Genomic DNA, 15,934 nt, shown 5'->3' with positions numbered 1-15,934 from the left:
TCTTATTCAAAGGATCTAAGATACTTTCGTTTTCTTCTTGTTTACGGTCCATTTTCCACGGCTAGGACTAAGTACTAAATCATTATACTCTAAGACGTTCAAGTCTCTCTGGATCGTTCTTTGAGTTATGCCAAACTCTTCAACCAATTCATTCGTTGTGACAGTCCCCCTTTGTTTAATGTAGAGGTAAATCGACTTAATACGAGTCAGCATTCGATCAGTTGAAGCTTTCAAAAAACCACTCCTTGTTATAAATGATCGTCCTTACAACCATTGTATTAAAAAGGGGTAATGATCATTCGTGCCAATTACAGTTATGGCTACATGGTCGAATGAGCAGTGAGTGGACATTAGCCTTTAATATCAATGTTTTGTCCTATCCGGTGAGGGGCTGATGTCATGTTTGAAATCTGAATGAAAAATGATCAATCTTAATCACTGCAAAAGCTGCTTGTGTTGCCATTAAACAGTTTAGTATATTAATACGTAACGTTTGTTGTAATTGACGAACAGTAGCAGCCATCATATGGCTAAAATTCACATCAAATCCCTCTTGTTACTTATTGTACAATAATTCATTTAATTTAGCAAAGCACCGTAATACCATTTTGAAGAAATGAAAGGTTGTGAAGGCAAATTGTCAAGTATTAATTGGAAAAATGAAGTCGAGAAAAGAAAACATGAATTAATCAATGAAACACGAAAACTCCTACAGATACCAAGTGTTTTGGACGAATCTAGTGCAGGAGTAGGACAACCATTTGGTACAGGTATAAACGATGCTCTAAATTTTTTATTAAAAATAGGTAAAGAATGTAACTTTCATGTTAAAAATTTAGACGGTTATGCAGGCTATATTGAATTTGGTCAAGGAGAAGAATCTGTAGGAATACTTTGCCATATTGATGTTGTACCAGAAGGGGAAGGGTGGACTAGTCCTCCTTACGCTGCTGAGATAGTAGACGGCAAAATCATTGCTCGTGGAGCCATTGATGATAAAGGGCCAACAATGGCTGCATTTTACGCAATGAAAATCGTTAAAGAACTAGGGGTACCATTATCTAAAAGAGTGAGAATGATTATAGGAACGGATGAGGAAAGTACGTGGCAATGTGTTGATCATTACTTTAAACATGAAGAAATGCCAACCGTTGGCTTTGCTCCAGATGCCGATTTTCCAATCATTTATGCCGAAAAGGGAATATGCGATATTCAATTAAAGACGACAAAGAATGGTACAGATGATCAATCCTTGCCTTTATTAGTGAGTTTTCAATCAGGTAGAAGAATGAATATGGTTCCTGACCAAGCAACTGCGACAATCCAAGTAAAACAAGAAGACCTTTTACGAATTAAAACGGACTTCAATATATTTTTGAAAGAAAATAATTTGGAAGGACATATAACTGAACAGAATGAAGAATTGATCCTACATATTAAAGGAAAATCCGCTCATGGCATGGAGCCTAAATTAGGTGTAAATGCAGGATTGTATTTAGCTGAATTCCTCAATGGGATTTTAACTGGAGGGGTTGGTAAGCAGTTTACGCAATTTACAGCAGAGTATTTACATAACGAATCTAGAGGCAATCAGTTAGGAGTAGCCTTTACGGATGACGTTACAGGTGACTTAACGGTTAATTGCGGCCTCCTTGTCTATAAAAGAGACAGTGGCGGTAGTTTAGGGTTAAATATTCGTTACCCTGTTACGAATGATGGTGAAAAAATGATTAACAACCTACGATCATTAGCTGAGAAGAAAAAATTTTCTATAACGGTACTTGACCATTCGCCACCTCATCATGTGGATAGTGGGCATTCGCTTATTCAAGTATTGTCTAGAGTATATGAAGAACAAACAGGAGAAAAAGCAGAGCTTCTATCGATTGGCGGCGGTACATATGCGCGCTCATTAGAATCTGGAGTTGCGTTTGGCCCTCTATTTCCGGGCCGTGAAGATGTTGCCCATCAAAAAGACGAGTATATTATGGTTGACGACTTATTGAAGGCAACAGCGATTTATGCTCAAGCTATATTTGAATTAGCAAAAGAATAGATTTTTTTACGAAGCTGGGTGGGTTATTAAATAAAAGCACATATGACTAACCTTCCAACCTGTCTTGTTCACACGATGTGTTGGCGCCGCTTCACTATTATTGGAGTGGATAACCCGTTTAACTAATGAAAGAAGCGGACTCACAGGCCTTTATTAGTGTCAAAATCAGTTTTTGTAAGCTTAAGAGGACTCAGAAGCCCTTATTTGGTAAAATTCATGATGTTTTTGAGCGAAATCAAGTGAATAAGAGCCTCTCAGTCCGTTAGATGCTTCAAAGAGATGATTTTTGTTAAAATAAGGTCCTCTCAGTCCGCAAACTATCAGCTGCAGTAGTATATTTAGAATTCCTTTCTCTTTTCTTTGTATAATGTTGGTGTTGCTAAGGATAATAAGAAAAGTGAGTGTAATCGGCAAGGGGGGGTTTGGGTGAAGACATTTGTATCTACTTTCCTTTTTATAATAATTGGACTTGTTAGTAGCAGTGGTTTGGTGCAAGCTGAGGCTGAGGATTATTACGGTGAAAGTTATTGGAATCCGCAGTCCATTGAAGAGCAATACGAAATAATGGGGTACCAATCGATTCAAGCTGCAGTAAAAAAGTTTGAGAATTTGTATCAAAGAAAGGTAAATCTGCCAAATAAATTACCACCAATCGAAATTACCCATACGTTTGGAATTATTGACTCCTATAGTTATCCGGCAAAATTAGAAATTGAGTATGTAAACGAAAATAAACCCCGAGAACAAATTAAAATGTTTGTTATTCCTGCGCAGCAAGGTATATATAATAAAGCAAAGGTTGCTCGGTTATTTACATTAACAGATGATTCTAAGGCTATTCAATTAAGGGATAGATATCATAATATCTTAATTTTTCATAAAAACGGTTGGGAATACATTCTAGCCAATAGTAAGAGAATCGAGGATCAAGTCTCCATCGATGACTTGATTGAAATGGCGAATTCAATTAAATAAAAAAGGCTAACTCGTACGCTGCTATCCTAACCTTACTGAATGTCATATAAGGGGTAGCGTCATTATGAGTTAGCCTTTCTTGTATGGACTACTTTTTTTCAAAGTCAAATAAATCGGTGGATAAATAGCGTTCACCGGTGTCACAAGCGATTGCTACAACCACATCGTCTGGTGTTAACTTTTTAGCTACTTCTAAAGCTGCAAAACATGCGGCACCAGAAGAAGGACCAACGAGGATCCCTTCTTTTTGGGCTAGCTCAATCGTTGCCCAATACGCATCTTCATCTTCAATTTTTTTAATTTCATTATAAACCTGTTGATTTAAGATCGGTGGAATAAACCCTGGACTTGTCCCGACGAGTTTATGTGGGCCCGGTTTTCCTCCAGATAGTACTGGTGAGCCTGCTGGTTCAACAACATGAACTGTAGCATTTGGGTAAAACTTTTTTAGTTCTTCGCCCGTACCAGTAATCGTTCCACCTGTACCAGAGGCAGCTACAAATGCTGATAAATGTTTGCCGATACTGTCGAGTGCTTCTTTAATCTCTACCGCAGTCGTGTAACGGTGTGCATCAGGGTTTGCGGCATTTTCAAATTGCATAGGGACAAAGCTATTTGGTATTTTTTTTGATAATTCATGAGCTTTATCAATAGCCCCAGGCATTTTTTTATCTCCATCGGTTAACACTACTTCTGCACCATAGGCTTTAAGAATATTAATACGTTCTTGGCTCATCGTATCAGGCATTGTTAAAATCGCACGATAGCCTCTTGCGGCAGCATTCATAGCAAGACCAATTCCAGTGTTACCGCTCGTAGGTTCAATAATCGTTGCTCCAGGCTTCAACAACCCGTCTTTTTCTGCTTGAATAATCATTTGATAAGCAGCACGGTCCTTTACACTTCCACTTGGGTTAAAAAATTCAAGCTTGAGGTAAACGGCTGCACCATTTTTATCTGCAATTCGGTTAAGTTTAACTAAAGGGGTATGACCGATTAATTCCGCAATATTGTTTACAACTCGCATATAGTCACTTCCTTATTTTTATGTTTTCAACAATACTTAGTCTTATTTTATCACAAATAAAAGAATAATTCCTATCAAATAGATTGGATTTAACCACTTACATTTTAGTTAAAGGAATAACAAAAATTGTAACGACAAAATGTGAGAAATTCGTTAAAATATTTAGAGGAAGGTGTATGATAATGAAAACACATTTTTTCTTGGCTATTCCGGTGGTAGGGATTGCAAATCAAAGTTTAATAAACTGGCAGGAACAAAATAAGAATTACTTCTTATTTAAAAAATGGGTGCACCCTCAAGATTTACACATTACGCTTGTCTTTCTAGGACATGTGGAAGACGGCTTGTTACAATGCTTAGGAGATCAGCTTGAGCTAGTCGCAAAACAACAGAGCTCCTTCACATTGAACATTAATGGGTTAGATACTTTTGGTGAAAAAAAACGTCCAAGAATTTTCTGGGCAGGTGTCGATAAAGAAGAACAATTAATTGAATTACAATCGAATGTTGCTAAAACGTGTGCAAGGCTTGGGCTCGAAATTGAAAATCGCCCATACCGCCCGCATATTACGTTAGCAAGGCGGTGGAATGGTGACGATATCTATTCACCAGATAAAGCTAATCAGTCATTTACAAAAAATGATTTAAGCTCATGGAAAGTCGATAAATTTCACTTGTATCAATCGCACATAGGGAAAAGTCCGATGTATGAACCACTTCGTACTTTTTCTTTTTCTGCTGATGCCTAGTCTATCTAGGGGTGTCAGCAGCTCAAGGTATTGAGCATTTCGTACAAACAAAGAGGAGTAGTGTCTCAATTGACTATCTTTCGAACAATTCTTCACGTAGCGATACTATATTTATTTTATTGGGTTGGAGTATGGATCCAACAAACGTTTGATTTATTCATTCCGGGTAGTATCATTGGAATGTTACTTTTATTTGTGTTATTTGCTACAAAAGTCATAAAGCCGAAGTGGATCGAATATGGCACATCATTATTGCTGAGGCATATGCCTTTATTATTTTTACCGGTAACCGTAGGTGTTTTAAATTTTTTAGACGTCTTTTCTGGAAAAGGGTTCTTACTCGTAATTATTGCTTTAATTAGTACCCTAATCGTAATGGTTTGTTCTGGTGCCCTTAGTCAACTTCTGGCAACACGAAAGGAGCAGAAATTATGAATGATTTTTTCTTAGCTCTTTTTTTTATTAGCTTAACAGTTGGTGTTTATTTGGGTGCTAGAATGTTTTATCAAAAATTTCCATATCCATTTACACTACCTTTAGTAGTAGGAACGCTTGTAATGATTGCGATCTTAGTTGTGTTTAGAATTCCGTACGATGCGTATAGTGTAGGCGGGGAATGGATAGAAAGACTTTTAGGTCCCGCAGTAGTTGCACTTGCTTATCCACTATATAAACAGTTAAGTATGTTAAAGAAATATTTTACCTCAATTGTCGTAGGTGTATTCGTTGGGGCGATTATTGGAATTACAAGTGGTTTGCTTTTAGCGAAATGGCTTGGTGTTGAAGAAATGTTAATTTATTCTCTAGTACCGAAGTCTGTTACAACACCTGTAGCAATGGACGTTGCAAAGACGCTGGGTGGGGCACCACCGCTGGCAGCTATATTTGTGATGGTTGCAGGAATTGGAGGAGTTGTATTAGCTCCTTATTTATTTAAGTGGTTTAAGATTAATCATTTTATTGGAAAAGGCATTGGAACAGGGAGTGCTTCGCATGCGATTGGAACAGCAAAAGCTTTAGAGAATAGTGAAGAAGAAGGGGCGGCTAGTTCAGTTGCAATGACTTTAAGTGCAATTGTTGTATCGGTATTAGGCCCTATGCTTGTTTTCCTATTATATTAGTAAAGAGTAACTGGTTCGCAAAAAAATAGTTTAATAGTATGTGTTCAAAAAGGGAGGACAAAAAGATCCAAGAAGTTCGAGGAGGTGCAGTTGCGAGTACCGCAGCGTATGCTATAAATACGTGAGGAACGCAGCAGCAAACCAACGAGCTTCCACAGGATGTGGTGACTTCGACGTTCCCACAGGACGTGGGGCTCTTAGTCGAAGATCATCTACCGCCAGAGATTTTTCCCGGACTTTTTGAACATCCTCTAATAGATAGGCTGTGTGAATACATGTTGTTATTTTTCACACGCTATAACTTAAAGAAGAATAGAAGATAAGTATTACGGAGGTTCATGAATTGGCCCACTTGATCAAGTTAGAAGATTATATTTCTAGATATCAATTTGATATGCAACGTTATCCAACTCAATTTACAAGGATGAAAAAGGAACGTTGGTATTACTTAAAAAATGAATGGGAACAATTGCGATTGCCTAACTCGAATGAAGAAGTTCAACATGTGAATACGGTTGCCGAAGAGGAGTCAACGCAAGCGAACATTTTAAAGTTAACGGTCGAAAAATTTAAAAAATGGAATGTCTTTTTTAAAGATAAAAAGGGAGAAGAAGTAGAGGTAATTGAAATCGCTGGAGAGGAAGAAGATCGAATACCTTTAAAAGCTAAAAACCTTGAACATTTGAAAAGATTATTTCTTGATGATTTATACGAATCGCAAATTATGTGGGCAAGCTCCTCATTACTTGAACGATCTTACTTAAATCCAAAATACAAATACGATCAACAATTACGCTTTTTTGCTCAGCAAATTCCTGATAATTACTTTTTGATGTACTCTCCCGTTTTTTGGATCAAACAAGCACCGGTAGATATGGATATTATCTTAATTACGCCGAGCGAAATTCATTGTATTACGGTTTTAGAAGGAAGTGAACATAGTGTTTTTGAAGCTTCATCGGATCGTTTTTGGGTAGAACTCGTCCATAAAAAAGAAAAAAAAATATTAAGTCCAATTGTAGCTGTTAATAGGATGGCAAGTATAATTAAGGACCTCCTGCAAGAGAACAATTGTGAATTCCCAATTAAAAGAACAGTTCTGGCAAATGACTGTATCATTGATTACAAAGGCCAAGGTTTAAAGGTGGAATTAGTTGATAAACGTACGTTTTCTCAGTGGCATGAAAAACTGAAAAAACATCCTTCTCCTATAAAGAGTCAACAATTAAAAGTTGCTAAACTTTTATTGGACCATTGTCATACTTCGGCTCATGTTCGTCAGAGAATCGAAGACGGTAACACGGATCAAGATCAATCATGATATTAGTTGAAAAATAGAGAATAGATGAATTGAAAATTGGGTATAATTTAATTTTATGAAGAAAAATAGAAAAAGACTGACTGAATGGAGTTATGTTGGTTGAAATAGTGGTTATTTTTGACTTTGAAAAAAAGTTCAGATAACTATGTAGCCCAACAAATACAGTTAGTCTTTTTAAAACGTATAAAAAGGGGAATTTTATGAAACGCGGACATCAAGAGTATCAGAATATATTAGATTTAAGGCAGCAATCATTACTTGTGCGAAGACAATACAATTGGAATGGTCAGGAAGAATATTGTGTAGAGGTTAAAGGTCTTGATGGCTGTGTCGGCCACGGTGATACATATAAAGAGGCAAAGGAAGATTTAATTTTTGCTATTAAGTTGTGGGTAAAGAAAGAAGGCCGAATAGAACTCCTAAGACTAAACGAGAATGAAAAACCATTGTTATATATCGAACCTGCGATGACGGATGAAGAGGTCAATCAAATAAATGTAATCGTAAAAGAATGGAATGAATGAAAGGTCGATTTACTCCATAGAATGGTTAAGAAAATAGCGTTTAACTATTCAGTTCGTGTTACCTTCAGACGTCTTCCGATTTAAGTAAACAACGGCTCGTTCCTATCAAAAAAAGTCTGTACAGCGCGGAAAGGGGCTGCCAACAAAAATTGTGGCAGCCCCTTTCCATCACTTTATGAAAGGCTGTTTTCGTAAACTTTGTTGCTTACGGTCCAAAAGCACGGAGCAACAATCTTTGTAAAAAGAGCCTTATGAAAAGACAATCGTTTTATTTCCATACGTAATGATACGATCTTCGTTATGCCAAGCAACGGCTCGGGCAAAGGTAATCCGTTCTACATCTCGACCAGCTATTTTTAATTGCTCGGCTGTAAATTTGTGATTGACTCGAAGGACATCTTGCTCAATGATCGGCCCTTCATCTAGATCATCTGTTACGTAATGAGCAGTTGCACCAATCAGTTTTACCCCACGATCAAATGCTCGGTCATATGGATTTGCTCCGACAAATGCAGGTAAAAAGGAATGATGAATATTAATGATTTGCTTTGGAAACGCGGCAACAAAGGTTGATGATAAGATTTGCATATATCGAGCCAATGCAATGAAGTCAATATCATATTGTTTCAAAAGTTGTATTTGACGTTGTTCAGTTTCTGCTTTCGTGTCTTTAGTTACGGGTATATGATAAAATGAAATTCCATAAGCTTCAACAGTTTCTCTGAGATCCTGATGATTACTAATTACTAATGGAATATCTACTAATAATTCTCCAGAGCGCCATTTCCATAGTAATTCTAATAAGCAATGATCTTGCTTTGATACAAAAATGGCCATTCTCTTCATACGCTTTTCACTTTCAAGGCGCCATTCCATCGTTAGTCTATCAGCAATAGGTGCAATTCCTTTTTGGATGTTTTCAAACGATTGATCAAAATCTTCTAGATCGAATTCGACTCGCATGTAGAACATGCCGCTTTCTGGATCAGTTGTGTATTGATCGGATTGGACGATATTTGCACCTTCTTCATGTAGAAAAGTAGATATCGTTGATACAATTCCAGGACGATCCGGACATGATATAAGTAATTTTGCACGGTTTTCTGATTTTCTTTGTCTCATCTTTTTCTCCACCCTTAATTTTTTTACCAGTTAGTTTAGAAAATAGTATCATGTTTGTACATAAAAAGAAAATAGTAAAATGATCAATGTCTGAATACCTAATTATTAAGGTTAATAATTAATGGTGGTTGAAAAATAACCAATTTACAGCTTCTGAAATATACTATTAATAAAGAGCAGTTGTGTGAAATAACACTTCACACGATGAGCCCAAAATTAACGGATATCAAAAGCTTAATTTAACATAGCTATTATTAAAGAAAAAGTTTAGGGGGCATGTCTATGAGGGCTTTTCAAGTTCAAAAAGCAGTAATAAAAAAAGTAGACCAAATAACAGTTATCATGTCCTCACCGATTGAACAACAACTAGACTATGATTACTTTAGATTGCGAATGGGGAACAAAGAAATCCCAATTCTTCATGTGAAGCAAACCTCTAGCAATGAAGTGACGTTACAGCTCATGGGTTCTATTGAATTTGGTAAAGACTATACGTTATATATGAAAGATGGCGAGAGTGTTTTTGTTGAAGTAGGTGAGGTCGTTCGGACCAAAGCGTTTGATGATATGTTTTATTATGAGTTAAATGATTTAGGAGCGAATTACTCTAAAGCAGGAACTACATTTAAAGTATGGGCTCCTACTGCAACAGAAGTGAGGCTAGTTATCTTTACTAATTGGCAAGAGGAAAAGGGAATAGAAATTCCAATGGTTCGTAAGCAAAAAGGGGTTTGGAAGTTAACGTTACCTGGAGATCAAGATGGTCTGTTTTATCTTTATAAAGTATGTGTCAATAAGAACTGGCAAGAGGCAGTCGACCCTTATGCTAAAGCCTTAGCCGTAAACGGTTTAAAAGGAGTTGTTATTGACTTAGAGAAAACAAATCCACCTGATTGGCCAATACAATTATTGTTTCACAATCGAGATGAGACGATCATATATGAAGCTCACATACGAGATTTTACGATAGCAACAACGAGTGGTGTAGACAAGAAGGGGAAATATGCAGGTTGGCTAGAAGAGGGAACAACGGGTGTAAATGAAACAGTAACGGGATTAGATTATTTAAAACAGTTAGGTGTCACTCATGTTGAACTTCTACCTATCAATGATTTTGGAAGTGTCGATGAGTTAAAGCTAGATAGCTATAATTGGGGATATGATCCTACCCATTATTTTGCTCCAGAAGGTAGTTATTCAACGGACCCTGCAAACCCTTTTTTACGTGTTAAAGAGGTAAAGCAATTAATTTCTACTTTGCATAAATTTAATCTGCGTGTCATTTTAGATGTCGTATATAATCATGTTTATATTTGGGAAACGAGCGATTTTGAAAAAATAGTTCCCGGCTATTATTTTAGATATCATTCAGATGGACAAATTTCTAATGGAACCGGTGTTGGGAATGACATCGCTTCTGAACGGAAAATGGTTCAAAAATTCATTGTAGACTGTGTCTCTTATTGGGTCGAGGAATATAAGGTCGACGGTTTTCGCTTTGACTTAATGGGGATCTTAGATGTTGAGACTATGGATAAGATCGTGAAACACTTATACCGTCTTAACCCGTCTATCGTTTTGTTAGGAGAGGGTTGGAACTTACCAACTGCCTTTCCGTTTGAAAAGCGAGCCGTGTTAGAGCAGGCAAAAACTTTAGAGAAAGTCAGCTTTTTTAATGACCGTTTTCGTGACCGGTTAAAGGGAAGTAGCTTTAACCATCAAGAGAAAGGTTTTATTAACGGTAATGCTGAAGTGACGGATAGTACGAGAGAGATATTAGCTGGAACGACAGGATTATTTCAACCACAGGATCAACTATTCTTACACCCTCTGCAATCGATTAATTATATTGAATGTCATGATAATCATACATTATGGGATAAGCTTACACTATCGAATGGTGAAGATCCGGAAGAGTATCGGTACAGGATGCACCGGTTAGGAACGTCAATGGTTTTAACGGCTCAAGGTATTCCATTTCTCCATGCTGGTCAAGAGTTTTTTCGGACAAAACATGGTGTAGAAAATAGTTATAATTCGCCAGATTCTATTAATGCATTGAACTGGGAACGTAAAGATAGGTTTAAAGATAATGTGGAGTATGTTAAAGGTTTAATAGCGTTACGCAGGAAACATCCTGCTTTTCGTTTGAACTCTATGGAATTAGTTAAAGCACATATGAAGCCTTTCCCTACCCCACCTCATGTGATAGGTTATATGTTAGATCACTTGGAAGCAATTGATGAATGGGATCGTATCGCTGTTATTCATAACGGCAGCTGGTCAACAATCGAAGTTCGTTTACCATATGATGGTGAATGGCAAGTAGTCGTTGACGATAATAGTGCGGATTTGATACCATTATATTCGGAAAAAGACAGGCAGGTAAAAATTGCCCCAATTAGTACAAAAGTATTGTTTCAGACATAAGGCAGAGCCTGTCAAAATGGCTCTGCTTCATTATTCTGTGAAATTATACATAGGCTAACTCACAAAATTGGGTTATACTGTAGATAACAAATGGTTGGGAAATAACTACAGATGAAATTGAGGGTGAAATGGTTGAAGTTTTCTTTAGGAGACGACTGGCAAGTAACGCCTGCCGGTGGAGCAACAGGAGAAGCGTATATTGCACAGCAGGGTGACCAGAAGCTTTTTTTAAAGCGGAACTCGTCTCCATTTTTAGCCGTTTTATCTGCAGAAGGAATTGTTCCCAAATTGCTTTGGACGAAACGATTAGAAAGCGGAGATGTCATTACTGCGCAACGGTGGGTAAATGGACGTGAATTAAAATCACATGAGATGAATGGTAAGAATGTTGCACAATTATTATCTAAAATTCATCGTTCTAGTGAGTTACTAGAAATGTTTAAACGGATTGGCAATACACCTCTAACTCCACAAATTATTATTGAAAATCTACAAAAGAAGTTATCATTGCTACAATCATATGATGAAGTTTTAGAGCATGGGTTGATCTATTTATTCAAACAAAAAGATAGAGTGGAACATAGTAAATTTGTTGTTTGCCATACTGACGTTAATCATAACAATTGGGTTTTGAGTGAAAATAACGAATTGTACTTGATTGATTGGGATGGGGCTACAGTTGCTGACCCAGCTCTTGATTTAGGGTTATTATTATATTTGTATATATCAGAAAGCCAATGGGAAAGTTGGCTTAGTCAGTATGGGATACCTTTAACACCTGAGTTGCACTTGCGTATGCACTGGTATGTTGTATCACAAACGATGTTTATTATACTTTGGCACATTCAAAGGAACGAACTAGATCAAGTAGAACGTTGGGAAAGATATCTTGTCGAACTGGTTAGTGACAGTTCTAATTAATAACTGTCGATAAGAGAAGAAATAACGTCTAAAACTAGCAAATCATGCAAAATTCCCCAGGAAATATGGGGAATTTTTTTATTTATATTGTCGTTATGCAGTTGGTTTACTCGAAAATTTAATTGTTGTAATAATTTTGGATAACCTCAAAACTAGGTGAGGCTCGTGTTATCAAGAATTTCAATCCATTGATTGACATCTTGATCTACAAAAGGTTGATGGTTATCGACATTTAATTGTTGGATTGACTGTAGTGCTTGTAATAAATTGGGATCATTGTGGCTTTCGGCGATAAGAGATTGGGTAAGACGGTTAATTTGTTCATACTCATCTTTGGTCATGTATTGCTCGGAAGATTGGTTTTTTAAAATATCAGTAAGGAGCCCGAGTTTATCGTAACTGTTCATTGGCATAACGGATACGTCCTTTCAGCATAATATACATAAGTCTAATTATAGAATGCGTTAAGGAATGAATTACTATCCGTTAAATTTCTCTTCCTTTTCGTTGGTCGTAGTCAATCGTAACCGCTTCGCTTCCTTTCATAACAAGGTGAAGCTCCTCGATCCAACGTGTCAAATTTAAATCATTTAATTTAATATGCTCCATTGCGTCTTCACTCTCTTTAATGGTTTTACAATAAGCGAGTATTTCTTGTAATGTTCCCTTGAAGTTTGGATCGATGTCATCCTGAATCATTTTTGAAATTTCTTCCTGTAAATCTTCACACTGTGAAAAAGACGTTGTACCTTTTTCCAGTTGGGATTGTAAAATAGAAATGATAGGTTTTGTATTCACTAGCTTTTTATATGTCATCTTACTCCCTCCTTAATGAGCTATTATATAAATCGAATACCCTAATCAAGATTAAATAAACATTGGAGAATGAATAAGTTATAGGAGTGTCTATACAATTTCATGGAAAGGACATATAATAAAATTTTGAGTTGACTGTCAACACTACCCATTAACAAAGCGTATTTAAAAGGAGTGGAAGCATGCGTTTACGTAATAAACCTTGGGCACAAGATGAAATAAATAATGAACCTTCTATTGTCATTGCTCATCCAGAACAATATAAAGGGAAATGGAATGAGCTGTTTGGCAACAATAACCCTATTCATATCGAAGTGGGAACAGGGAAGGGGCAGTTTTTAACGAGGATGGGACAAGCTAATCCTCAAATAAATTACATTGGAATGGAGAAATATACGAGTGTTATTCATTCCGCTATGGAAAATGTTCGGGATGAAGACGTAGATAATGTAAAACTACTTAATAAGGATGTTTTAAATCTAAGCGATTATTTTGAGGTTGGCGAAATTGGTCTTGTGTACATTAACTTTACTGACCCATGGCCAAAAGCAAGGCATGAAAAAAGGCGGCTTACTTATGAAGGGTTTTTGAAGTTATATGAATCAGTATTAAAGCCTAATGGTGAAATTCATTTTAAAACAGATAACCAAGCGTTATTTGAGTATTCACTTCATAGTTTTTCAAAGTACGGGTTGATTCTTAACAATGTAAGTTTAGATCTTCACAAAAGTGATATGGTAGGAAATATTATGACTGAATACGAAGAAAAATTCTCGTCCAAAGGAATGAGGATTTATAGATGCGAGGCAGTCTATCGTTAAACAGAATTCATTTGATATCAAATACCTAAATATAATTTTTTGTAATGTATCCTTTGGAAATAATGATGTTTCCAGGGGATACATTTTTGTTTATTTAATAAACAATTATAGAAAATTGAGTAATATATAGATTGCAAAACCGGGGTACAAAAACTGGCATGGATGTTGCAACTAGAAACTAAGTTCTTTTTAGTAGGCTCTTTTCTCAAAGATTGTTGCTCCTTGCTTTTGGACCGTAAGCCAAGCGAATGCTTGGCTCTTCACGCATAGCGTGAAGCTTTTGAAAAGCAACAAAGTTTACGAAAAAAGCCTTTTAGTAAAAGGTAGGGAGGTGTGATGAGAAAGTAAACACTATAGTTTTTGTAGCCTTACAGAGTTAAAAGGGCGGCTAGGGTGAAATCATGCTAAGGGTGCAATGCCCCCATCTAAAAAGGAGGAAATGCTAATGACAATTACGGTCGGTCAAATGCTTGATTGGTCAGCACAAAATTATGAAAATAAACTTGCTTTAGTGTACGAAAGAAAACATCAAGAGTGGACATTTTCAGAGTTAGACGAAAAAGTTAATCGCTTCTCGTCATCTCTCCAAAAGTTAGGAGTGAAAAAAGGAGATGTCGTTTCTACCTTTCTTTATAATACGAGTGAATTCGTTATAGCGTTATTTGCAGCAGCGAGGTTAGGTGCAGTTTTTAATCCAATTAATTACCGTTTAACGGCTCATGAACTAAAATACATTTTAACAGATGCGAAATCAAAAGTTCTATTGTATGAAGAAGAGGTTTTAGAAACCGTTGTTAAAACGAGAGAGCTAGGAGTTAATGTTGACAGCTTTGTTTACGTAGATACCGATACCCCCGATTTTAGTGTTAATTTTTATCGGCTATTAGAAGAAGGTGAAGACAGAAGATCAACTAATCTAGTAGATGAAGATGACATTTATATTATGATGTATACGAGTGGGACGACGGGAAGACCAAAAGGGGTACTTCATAAACATCGGGATATGGTACATCACAGTTTTTTAATGATGCAATGTATGGGTTTAACTAAAAATGACATTGGTTTATCGATTGCTCCATTAAACCATACGGCGGAACTCCATACTTCATTTTTACCGAGAGTACAGGTTGGTGCTACTAATATTTTATTACACCATTTCGACTCAACTGAAACCCTTGATGTGTTACAAAAGAACAAAGTAAGTCACTTATTTGCAGCTCCCACAATGGTGAATATGCTATTAAATCATCCAAACTTTGAAAAATATGATCTTTCAGCCCTTCGCTTGCTAGGCTATGGGGGGGCTTCGATGGCTCCTGTGCTTATAAAAGAATTTGAAAAACGCACGAATGCTGGCCTTGTTCAAATGTACGGCACGACTGAGATGGGACCTGTTATGACGGTATTATATGAGGATGAGCAATTATCGAAAGCAGGATCAGCGGGGAAGGCTATACTCACTCATGAAGTAAGGATAGTAAAACCTAATGAGGATGGCACTCCTTCTCATCCAGAAAACCTATGTGAAGTAGGCGAAGTAGGTGAAATCATCGTAAAAGGCCCATGTGTAATGAAAGAATATTACCAAAGGGAAGAAGCTACCAAAAATGCACTAGCATATGGTTGGTATCATACAGGTGATTTAGGTTCTGTTGATGAAGAGGGGTATATTTGGATTAGAGATCGAATCGATCATATGATTGTTTCAGGGGCTGAAAATGTATACCCTCGAGAAGTTGAAGATCGATTAATAGAACATCCCGATGTAGTTGAAGCTACTGTTATCGGTAAGCCAGATCTTAAGTGGGGAAAAATTGTAACCGCTTTCATAGTGGCGAAAAGTGACAGTAATTTAACAGAAGAAGAACTTGATGAATTTTTAATACAAGGAGATAAACTTGCAAAATATAAAAGGCCACGAGAATACCATTTTGTAGATGCTTTACCGAAGACACCAAGTGGTAAAATCCAAAAATTTATTCTGGAAAATCAATTCAGCAATAAAGCAACTTTATAGATGCTAACTTACAGATCGCTAGTCTAATAGAATA

17 protein-coding genes are annotated in these 15,934 nt (G+C 36.7%); 11 read left to right on the top strand and 6 right to left on the bottom strand.

What is annotated here, in order from left to right; genetic code table 11:
* Positions 1 to 15: 15 nt before the first annotated feature.
* Positions 16 to 234 carry a DeoR family transcriptional regulator gene (locus ACNSTQ_RS07445; protein WP_175576473.1) on the bottom strand — a complete coding sequence of 73 codons (219 nt, stop codon included), beginning with the start codon at positions 232 to 234 and terminating at the stop codon, positions 16 to 18.
* Between the two features lie 163 nt (positions 235 to 397).
* Positions 398 to 541, bottom strand: a complete 144-nt coding sequence (locus ACNSTQ_RS07440) for a hypothetical protein (protein ID WP_418199223.1) — start codon at positions 539 to 541, stop codon at positions 398 to 400.
* A gap of 96 nt (positions 542 to 637) precedes the next feature.
* On the opposite strand from ACNSTQ_RS07440, the gene pepV reads away from it, so the two are divergent.
* Positions 638 to 2,056 (top strand): dipeptidase PepV, encoded by a 1,419-nt coding sequence (gene pepV / locus ACNSTQ_RS07435; protein ID WP_418199222.1) that lies wholly within the window; start codon positions 638 to 640, stop codon positions 2,054 to 2,056.
* Between the two features lie 426 nt (positions 2,057 to 2,482).
* Positions 2,483 to 3,031, top strand: coding sequence for a hypothetical protein (locus ACNSTQ_RS07430; RefSeq protein ID WP_418199221.1), 549 nt, complete (start codon positions 2,483 to 2,485; stop codon positions 3,029 to 3,031).
* Positions 3,032 to 3,119: 88 nt separating this feature from the next.
* Here ACNSTQ_RS07430 and cysK read toward each other — a convergent pair whose 3' ends face one another.
* The gene (cysK, locus tag ACNSTQ_RS07425; RefSeq protein ID WP_418199220.1) at positions 3,120 to 4,058 is read right to left on the bottom strand and encodes a cysteine synthase A; all 939 of its coding nucleotides are present in this window, start codon (positions 4,056 to 4,058) and stop codon (positions 3,120 to 3,122) included.
* 182 nt (positions 4,059 to 4,240) lie between these two features.
* Between cysK and thpR the strand changes: the two genes are divergently transcribed.
* From thpR to ACNSTQ_RS07400, 5 genes are all read left to right on the top strand, one after another.
* Positions 4,241 to 4,807 carry an RNA 2',3'-cyclic phosphodiesterase gene (thpR, locus tag ACNSTQ_RS07420; RefSeq protein ID WP_418199219.1) on the top strand — a complete coding sequence of 189 codons (567 nt, stop codon included), beginning with the start codon at positions 4,241 to 4,243 and terminating at the stop codon, positions 4,805 to 4,807.
* Positions 4,808 to 4,876: 69 nt separating this feature from the next.
* A complete protein-coding gene (locus ACNSTQ_RS07415; RefSeq protein ID WP_418199218.1) occupies positions 4,877 to 5,242 on the top strand; it encodes a CidA/LrgA family protein in 366 nt (121 codons plus the stop codon).
* Positions 5,239 to 5,928, top strand: a complete 690-nt coding sequence (locus ACNSTQ_RS07410; protein ID WP_418199217.1) for an LrgB family protein — start codon at positions 5,239 to 5,241, stop codon at positions 5,926 to 5,928. Before ACNSTQ_RS07415 ends, ACNSTQ_RS07410 begins: the two co-directional genes overlap by 4 nt.
* Positions 5,929 to 6,271: 343 nt before the next feature.
* Entirely contained in the window at positions 6,272 to 7,249 is a 978-nt protein-coding gene (locus ACNSTQ_RS07405) for an NERD domain-containing protein (protein WP_418199216.1), read from the top strand.
* A 200-nt stretch (positions 7,250 to 7,449) separates the two neighbouring features.
* Positions 7,450 to 7,773: a type II toxin-antitoxin system HicB family antitoxin gene (locus ACNSTQ_RS07400; protein WP_418199215.1), complete on the top strand. Its 324-nt coding sequence runs from the start codon at positions 7,450 to 7,452 to the stop codon at positions 7,771 to 7,773.
* 249 nt (positions 7,774 to 8,022) lie between these two features.
* On the opposite strand, the gene purU is transcribed toward ACNSTQ_RS07400, so the two are convergent.
* A complete protein-coding gene (purU, locus tag ACNSTQ_RS07395) occupies positions 8,023 to 8,895 on the bottom strand; it encodes a formyltetrahydrofolate deformylase (RefSeq protein ID WP_418199214.1) in 873 nt (290 codons plus the stop codon).
* A 282-nt stretch (positions 8,896 to 9,177) separates the two neighbouring features.
* On the opposite strand from purU, the gene pulA reads away from it, so the two are divergent.
* Positions 9,178 to 11,325 carry a type I pullulanase gene (gene pulA, locus ACNSTQ_RS07390; RefSeq protein ID WP_418199213.1) on the top strand — a complete coding sequence of 716 codons (2,148 nt, stop codon included), beginning with the start codon at positions 9,178 to 9,180 and terminating at the stop codon, positions 11,323 to 11,325.
* Between the two features lie 132 nt (positions 11,326 to 11,457).
* Positions 11,458 to 12,246: a phosphotransferase family protein gene (locus tag ACNSTQ_RS07385; protein ID WP_418199212.1), complete on the top strand. Its 789-nt coding sequence runs from the start codon at positions 11,458 to 11,460 to the stop codon at positions 12,244 to 12,246.
* 152 nt (positions 12,247 to 12,398) lie between these two features.
* Here ACNSTQ_RS07385 and ACNSTQ_RS07380 read toward each other — a convergent pair whose 3' ends face one another.
* Positions 12,399 to 12,659 (bottom strand): YtzH-like family protein, encoded by a 261-nt coding sequence (locus ACNSTQ_RS07380; protein WP_418199211.1) that lies wholly within the window; start codon positions 12,657 to 12,659, stop codon positions 12,399 to 12,401.
* 73 nt (positions 12,660 to 12,732) lie between these two features.
* The gene (locus ACNSTQ_RS07375) at positions 12,733 to 13,062 is read right to left on the bottom strand and encodes a YtzH-like family protein (protein ID WP_418199210.1); all 330 of its coding nucleotides are present in this window, start codon (positions 13,060 to 13,062) and stop codon (positions 12,733 to 12,735) included.
* Positions 13,063 to 13,244: 182 nt separating this feature from the next.
* Between ACNSTQ_RS07375 and trmB the strand changes: the two genes are divergently transcribed.
* Positions 13,245 to 13,883, top strand: a complete 639-nt coding sequence (trmB, locus tag ACNSTQ_RS07370) for a tRNA (guanosine(46)-N7)-methyltransferase TrmB (RefSeq protein ID WP_418199209.1) — start codon at positions 13,245 to 13,247, stop codon at positions 13,881 to 13,883.
* Between the two features lie 445 nt (positions 13,884 to 14,328).
* The gene (locus ACNSTQ_RS07365; RefSeq protein WP_418199208.1) at positions 14,329 to 15,900 is read left to right on the top strand and encodes a long-chain-fatty-acid--CoA ligase; all 1,572 of its coding nucleotides are present in this window, start codon (positions 14,329 to 14,331) and stop codon (positions 15,898 to 15,900) included.
* The last annotated feature ends 34 nt before the right edge of the window (positions 15,901 to 15,934 follow it).

This window comes from Alkalihalobacterium sp. APHAB7, from assembly GCF_048323755.1.
In the GTDB taxonomy this organism is placed as follows: domain Bacteria; phylum Bacillota; class Bacilli; order Bacillales; family Bacillaceae_F; genus Alkalihalobacterium.
Note: the sequence above shows the minus strand (reverse complement) of the source record. Positions and strands in the feature narration are given on the sequence as shown.

Coding starts and splice junctions, on each gene's coding strand:
- ACNSTQ_RS07380 (WP_418199211.1), bottom strand. CDS start 12,659: ATGCCAATGAACAGTTACGATAAACTCGGGCTCCTTACTGATATTTTA.
- purU (WP_418199214.1), bottom strand. CDS start 8,895: ATGAGACAAAGAAAATCAGAAAACCGTGCAAAATTACTTATATCATGT.
- ACNSTQ_RS07400 (WP_418199215.1), top strand. CDS start 7,450: ATGAAACGCGGACATCAAGAGTATCAGAATATATTAGATTTAAGGCAG.
- ACNSTQ_RS07375 (WP_418199210.1), bottom strand. CDS start 13,062: ATGACATATAAAAAGCTAGTGAATACAAAACCTATCATTTCTATTTTA.
- ACNSTQ_RS07365 (WP_418199208.1), top strand. CDS start 14,329: ATGACAATTACGGTCGGTCAAATGCTTGATTGGTCAGCACAAAATTAT.
- cysK (WP_418199220.1), bottom strand. CDS start 4,058: ATGCGAGTTGTAAACAATATTGCGGAATTAATCGGTCATACCCCTTTA.
- ACNSTQ_RS07410 (WP_418199217.1), top strand. CDS start 5,239: ATGAATGATTTTTTCTTAGCTCTTTTTTTTATTAGCTTAACAGTTGGT.
- thpR (WP_418199219.1), top strand. CDS start 4,241: ATGAAAACACATTTTTTCTTGGCTATTCCGGTGGTAGGGATTGCAAAT.
- trmB (WP_418199209.1), top strand. CDS start 13,245: ATGCGTTTACGTAATAAACCTTGGGCACAAGATGAAATAAATAATGAA.
- pulA (WP_418199213.1), top strand. CDS start 9,178: ATGAGGGCTTTTCAAGTTCAAAAAGCAGTAATAAAAAAAGTAGACCAA.